A 5405-nucleotide genomic window follows, 5' to 3' on the forward strand; every position below is an offset into this window, starting at 1 on the left:
GGAGATCGCGGCGCACGCAGATGGACCGTGACGAACTCCTCCTGCATACCGACCGCTCCGCCTCCCGCCCGCCTCCGCTGGCTCGGGCCGCTGCCGACCGGGTCCTCGACGGGTGGCGAGATGGTTCCCGCACCGCGGCCCGTGCGTATGGTGGGTGGTGCGAAGGATCCCGCATCCTGGCGCGTGCCCGGGGCTAAAGCCACCGGGCTGACAAGACAAAGCCCACTGAAGGGGCTAGGGACGTGGTGTCCGATGGGTGGCCGGATAGCATCAGCTCGGGTGAGGGACAAGGAAGCCCCTTCAGTGGGCTTTTCCACTATTCAGCCCGGCGGCTTTAGCCCCGGGCACATGCCGGAATGGTAAGAACCGTATCGCCTGGGTATAGCCCTGCTCAGCCCAGCCGGCTTCAGCCGGCTTTCCTTGTCAGCCCGGGGCTTGAGCCCCGGGCACGCGCCACGGCGTGGGATGCTTTTCGCCACCTAACCTACCCCGGGCACGCGCCACGACTCCGTGACCTTCCCGCAACCCACCCCGACGCCGGTCGGCAGCCGCCCGCGTCGGCGGAGGCAGGCGGGAGACGGCGCGGCTGGCATGCAGGACGAATTCGTCAAACGCCATCCCACGCATCGGCTGCGACCGCTAGCGCGCCGTCGGGTCGTACGGGGCGCCATGGGCATTGCGGCGGACGAAGGGGTTCTGAATCTCGGGGGCGACGAGCGGACCGTAGCGGTGGGGGCGCCGGAAGGCATTGCCCCAGACCTCGTGCCGGCGCCAGGCGCGCAGGCGGTCCAGGTCGAACGGTGCCAGGTAGATCCCCTCGGCCTCCCCGGCCTCGACGATGAGCGTGTCGCGGGAGCGCTCCTCCTCGTCGAAGGCGATCGGGTCGAACGCCACCGAGTGGCCGTTCTGCTGGGGCGCAGCGTAGTTGGCCATCGCCACCCCGACCATGTTCTCGAACGCGCGGGAGCGGAACTGCCCGATCCGGTTCGGCTCCAGCGGGCAGGCGTTGGGCGTCAGGATGATCTCCGCCCCGTTGAGCATGAGCAGCCGCGCGCTCTCGGGGAACTCCCGATCGAAGCAGATCATGGCACCGACCCGCACCGGCCCGGCGGCAGTGTCGAGCGTGCAGACCGGGAAGTCATCGCCGGGAGTCAGGGCGGCCTCCAGCCCGAAGTCGCAGGTGTGGACCTTGGCGTAGGTCAGCACGATCTCGCCGTGGCGGTCGATGAGTGACACGGTGTTGCGCGGCGCGCCGGGCCAGCGTTCCAGGTAGGTCAGTGCGATGGCCATGTCAAGCTCGCGGGCGAGCTTCCGGAAGTGGACGACGAACGCGTCGTCGGGGCCGATCGCCTGCTCTTGCCACGCCGCGCGTGCCCGCGCCTGCTCCGGCGTCTCGGCCCCGACCTGGTGGTAGTTCGCGGCGCAGCCCGGGTAGGGCGTGTAGCCGATGTTCCACATCTCGGGGAAGAGCGCGATGTCGGCGCCCATGGCGCGGGCGCGGCGGCAGAAGGCGTCGCCCTTGCGCAGGTTCGCGTCTTGGTCGGTGCCGGAGGCGACCATCTGGAGCAGCGCGACGGTCAGGACCGGCATGGCCGCCTCCTCCGGGGACGGGCAACGGGCTAGAGCGTGATCACCTGGTCCGGCGGGTTGCCGGAGAGCGCGGCGTACAGGTCGGGGAAGCAGCCGACCTGGACTCCTTCGACGGTGCCGCTCGGCTGGCAGTCGCCCGGCACGCCCTCAGCCAGGCCCCGCTCCAGCGCGCACTGGTCGCAGAGCATGAGCAGGATGTTCTGCTCCTTCGCGACCTTGGCCAGGCGCTCGCCGAGCGGATCACCCTTGCGCAGGAGATACGTGTTGTCGTCGAAGAAGAACATGCCGACGACTTCGGCGCCGTGCCGCCCCTCCTCCAACTGGGGCAGGATCATCTTGCCCAGCTTGTAGCTAGCGGTGTGGCCGGAGGTGCTGAAGACATAGGCAACCTTCATGGACCATCCCTCCCATGACTGGGTCTAACGCGCTCCACCAGCGCGCGGGACCATCCCTGGCGGAATCCGTGCCGCCGGTCCGGCGCGGGGAACAGACAGCCCCGCGCCGCTATCGTACCGCAGGCGTTGCGAATAGACGGCGCCAGCCGCCGCGCTTCGGCGAGAAGATCAGCGCCAGCAGGAAGAACGCGCTGGCGACCAGCACGATCGTCCCACCCGAGGGCACATTCAGGTAGTACGACAGGTAGAACCCGATCAGCGCCGACAGAGCACCGAACCCGGCACCCAGCGCCATCATCCGGCCGAAGCGGTTGGTCAGGAGGTAGGCGGTCGCGCTCGGGGTGACGAGCATGGCCACCACCAGGACGACCCCGACCGCCTGCACCGAGACGACGACCGTCACCGCCAGGAGCACGAGCAGCAACATCTGCAGCACCCCGCCGGGCAATCCCGCGGCCTCGGCGACGACCGGGTCGAAGCTGACGAAGACCAACTCCTTGTAGAGGGCGAGCACGACCAGCAGCACCAGCGCGCCGAGCAGCGCGATCGCCACGAGGTCGGCCGCCTGCACGCCGAGGATGTCGCCGAACAGGTAGCTAAAGAGATCCACGGTATACGTCTGGATCCCGACGCTGGCGAGGACGATGCCCAGGGCGAAGACCCCGCTGAAGAGGATGCCGATCGACGTGTCCGTGCTGATCCCGGCCCGGCGGCTGACGGTGCCGATGCCGAGCGCGGCCAGCACCGCGGCGACCAGCGCACCCAGGTAGAAGGCGAAGCCGCCGATGAAGGCCACGACGATGCCGGTGAAGGCGATGTGGGCCAACGCGTCGCCGATGAAGGCGAAGCCTTTGAGTACCACGAAGGTGCCGATCACGGCGCAGATCACGCCGATCAGGATGCCCGCGACGAGCCCGCGCTGGAGGAAGCCGTAGCTCAGCGGCTCGAGCAGCAGGTCAAGCAGTCCCATGATGGTCGGGGTCCTCCACCACGAAGGTCCGCTCGCCCACCCGCAGGAGAAGCAGGTGCGAGCGGAACGTCTCGTTCAACAGCTCCTGGGTCAGGACCTCCTCCGGCGGGCCGTAGGCGACAACGCGCCGGTTGAGGAGGAGCACCTGATCGAAGCGCTGGGCCACGCAGCTCAGGTCGTGCGAGGCGACCATGGCGGTGATCCCACGCTGGCACAGCCGCTCCAGCAGCTCGAAGATCTGGTGCTGGGTGACGGCGTCCACGCCGCTGACCGGCTCGTCGAGCAGGAGGATGCTCGGCTCCTGTGCCAGGGCGCGGGCGAGGAAGACGCGCTGGCGCTGCCCGCCCGACAGCTCGCCGATCTGCCGGTCGCGGTACTCCTGCATCCCGACCGCTTCAAGGGCCTCCGTCGCGATCTCGTGGTCGCGCGGGCCCGGACGCCGGAGGAACCCGAGGCGCGGCGTGCGGCCCATCAGGACGACATCGTGGACCGTGACCGGGAAGGACCAGTCGACCGTCTCGGCCTGCGGCACGTAGGCGATCCGCGGGCCGGGCCGGCGCGGCGACCCCTCGATCAGGACGGTGCCGGACCACGGTCGGAGCAGCCCCAGGATCGCCTTGAACAGGGTCGACTTGCCGCCGCCGTTCGGGCCGATGACACCCACCAGCGAGCCGCGCTCGACCGTGAGCGTGACATCCTGCAGCACGGGGTTCTCACGGTAGCCCGTCGTCAGGTTCCGGACGACGATCGGGGCGGACGTGGCCGGCTCCGCCACGCCGTCGGCGATGGTCGATTGCACCGGCTGCCCCATCAACCGAGTCCCTCCACGACGTGCTCCACGTTGGTGCGCATCATCTCCAGGTAACCCCCACTCTCGGGTGGCGTCTCGCTGTAGAGCACCTGGGTGGTTATCCCCGCCTCCTGCGCCAGGCGATCGGCCAGCTTCGGGTTGAACTGCGGCTCGACGAAGAGCACCGGCACCTGTTGTGCCCGGATCTCATCCACGAGCCGCGCCAGATCGCGGGGCGCCGGCTCCCGGCCCGGGCTCGGCACGACCACTCCGACCAGCTTCAGCCCGTAGTGCGCCGCGAAGTACGGGAACGCGTCATGGTAGGTCACCAGCGTCCGCCGCTCGGGCGGGATGGTCGCGATCTGCTCCCGCGCCCACTGGTCGAACGCCTCGATCTCCGCGATGTAGCCGTCGGCGTTCGCCCGGTACACACCAGCTCCGTCCGGGTCGTGCTCGCTCAGGCGCTGCTCGATCTGACGCACGTAGGCGATGGCATTCGTCGGATCGAGCCATAGGTGCGGGTTCCCCTCCGGGTGCTCGTGGTCGGGGTCGTCCTCCTGGATCGTCGTCAAACCCTGTGCCAGCTCGTAGACGGGAACCTGCTTGCCACCGGCCGACTCGATCAGTCCGCGCAACCACTCCTCCAGCCCGGCGCCGTTGACGAAGACCAGATCGGCATCGGCCACAGTCTTCGCGTCGGCCGGGGTCGGCTGGTAGGTGTGTGGATCGGCGCCCGGAGGCACGAGCGCTGTTACGTCGACTCGCTCACCTCCAACGGCCTCCACCATCGAGATGAAGACCGGCAGGCTGACGACGACGCGGAGCGCGTCGTCCTCGCCGGCAGCGGGCGACCGCGTCCCGGTCCGCCCGGGGCCGCAGGCAACGAGGAGGAGCGCGGCGATCAGCGCCACAACCACGGGCCACCTACCCCGGCGGTCAATCCACCGCATCCACTCCATCCCGATTTCCGCTCTTCCTGCCCACCATGCGACCCGGTCGCCGCGCCGCTATTGATACTCGGTCTCAATAGTACAAGGGATGTCAAGGACGCAGCGGGCCAACTCGACCAGCCCGCGCCTTAGTCGGCGGCGTCTCGGCTCTGGCAGTCGGCACAGACGCCGAAGAACTCCAGCCAGTGCCCCTCGATGCGGAACTGGGTGCGATCGGCGAGCTCGTCGGCGAGGGCAGCGACGTTGCAGCCCTGGAACTCAACGACCGTGCCGCAGGTGGAACAGACGAGGTGGTGCCGGTGTCCCGGCTCGCGGAGAACGTACCCGTGGCTACCGTCGGGGCGGTGGACGCGACCGAGCAGGCGCAGACCGACCAGCAGGTCGAGCGTGCGGAAGACCGTGGCCCGCCCGGTGCTCGACCCGGCGGCGCGCAGTTCATCGTAGACCTCGTCCGCGGAGAAGGGCATCTCGCGGGCGCAGATCGCCTCCACCACCTCGCGCCGCGGACCGGTAATGCGCAAGCCTACGTCGCGCAGGCTCTCAAGAACGTGTGCCGCGTCCACCGACGGAACAACCTCCATCCGCCCCCCATTATACGGTGGGTGGAAAGCGATGCAGGCGACGTGAGCGTCATGCGTCATCCGTATTACGTATTGCGTGTTGCGTGTTCCGTCTTTCCCCCTCTCCCACCAGGGGAGAGGGGCCGGGGG

Annotated in this window: 6 protein-coding genes; all 6 read right to left on the reverse strand. The window is 69.0% G+C overall.

Features of this window, described 5'->3' with window-relative positions; all coding sequences use genetic code 11:
* Positions 1–639 precede the first annotated feature (639 nt).
* Positions 640–1590 carry a carbon-nitrogen hydrolase family protein gene (locus IRZ30_RS15295; protein WP_294086386.1) on the reverse strand — a complete coding sequence of 317 codons (951 nt, stop codon included), beginning with the start codon at positions 1588–1590 and terminating at the stop codon, positions 640–642.
* Positions 1591–1619: 29 nt separating this feature from the next.
* Positions 1620–1985: a SaoD/DsrE family protein gene (locus tag IRZ30_RS15300; protein WP_294086387.1), complete on the reverse strand. Its 366-nt coding sequence runs from the start codon at positions 1983–1985 to the stop codon at positions 1620–1622.
* Between the two features lie 109 nt (positions 1986–2094).
* On the reverse strand, positions 2095–2955 hold the full coding sequence (locus IRZ30_RS15305) for a metal ABC transporter permease (RefSeq protein ID WP_294086389.1): 861 nt from the start codon (positions 2953–2955) through the stop codon (positions 2095–2097).
* A complete protein-coding gene (locus IRZ30_RS15310; RefSeq protein ID WP_294086391.1) occupies positions 2942–3766 on the reverse strand; it encodes a metal ABC transporter ATP-binding protein in 825 nt (274 codons plus the stop codon). Before IRZ30_RS15310 ends, IRZ30_RS15305 begins: the two co-directional genes overlap by 14 nt.
* Positions 3766–4695 (reverse strand): metal ABC transporter substrate-binding protein, encoded by a 930-nt coding sequence (locus tag IRZ30_RS15315; RefSeq protein ID WP_294086393.1) that lies wholly within the window; start codon positions 4693–4695, stop codon positions 3766–3768. Before IRZ30_RS15315 ends, IRZ30_RS15310 begins: the two co-directional genes overlap by 1 nt.
* Positions 4696–4823: 128 nt before the next feature.
* On the reverse strand, positions 4824–5258 hold the full coding sequence (locus IRZ30_RS15320) for a Fur family transcriptional regulator (RefSeq protein WP_294086394.1): 435 nt from the start codon (positions 5256–5258) through the stop codon (positions 4824–4826).
* Positions 5259–5405 lie beyond the last annotated feature (147 nt).

The sequence above is a fragment of the Sphaerobacter sp. genome (assembly GCF_019683595.1).
Lineage (GTDB): Bacteria > Chloroflexota > Chloroflexia > Thermomicrobiales > Thermomicrobiaceae > Sphaerobacter.

Excerpts from the sequence above, each read along its gene's own strand:
- IRZ30_RS15300 (WP_294086387.1), bottom strand. The coding sequence starts at position 1,985 with ATGAAGGTTGCCTATGTCTTCAGCACCTCCGGCCACACCGCTAGCTAC.
- IRZ30_RS15310 (WP_294086391.1), bottom strand. The coding sequence starts at position 3,766 with ATGGGGCAGCCGGTGCAATCGACCATCGCCGACGGCGTGGCGGAGCCG.
- IRZ30_RS15295 (WP_294086386.1), bottom strand. The coding sequence starts at position 1,590 with ATGCCGGTCCTGACCGTCGCGCTGCTCCAGATGGTCGCCTCCGGCACC.
- IRZ30_RS15305 (WP_294086389.1), bottom strand. The coding sequence starts at position 2,955 with ATGGGACTGCTTGACCTGCTGCTCGAGCCGCTGAGCTACGGCTTCCTC.
- IRZ30_RS15315 (WP_294086393.1), bottom strand. The coding sequence starts at position 4,695 with ATGCGGTGGATTGACCGCCGGGGTAGGTGGCCCGTGGTTGTGGCGCTG.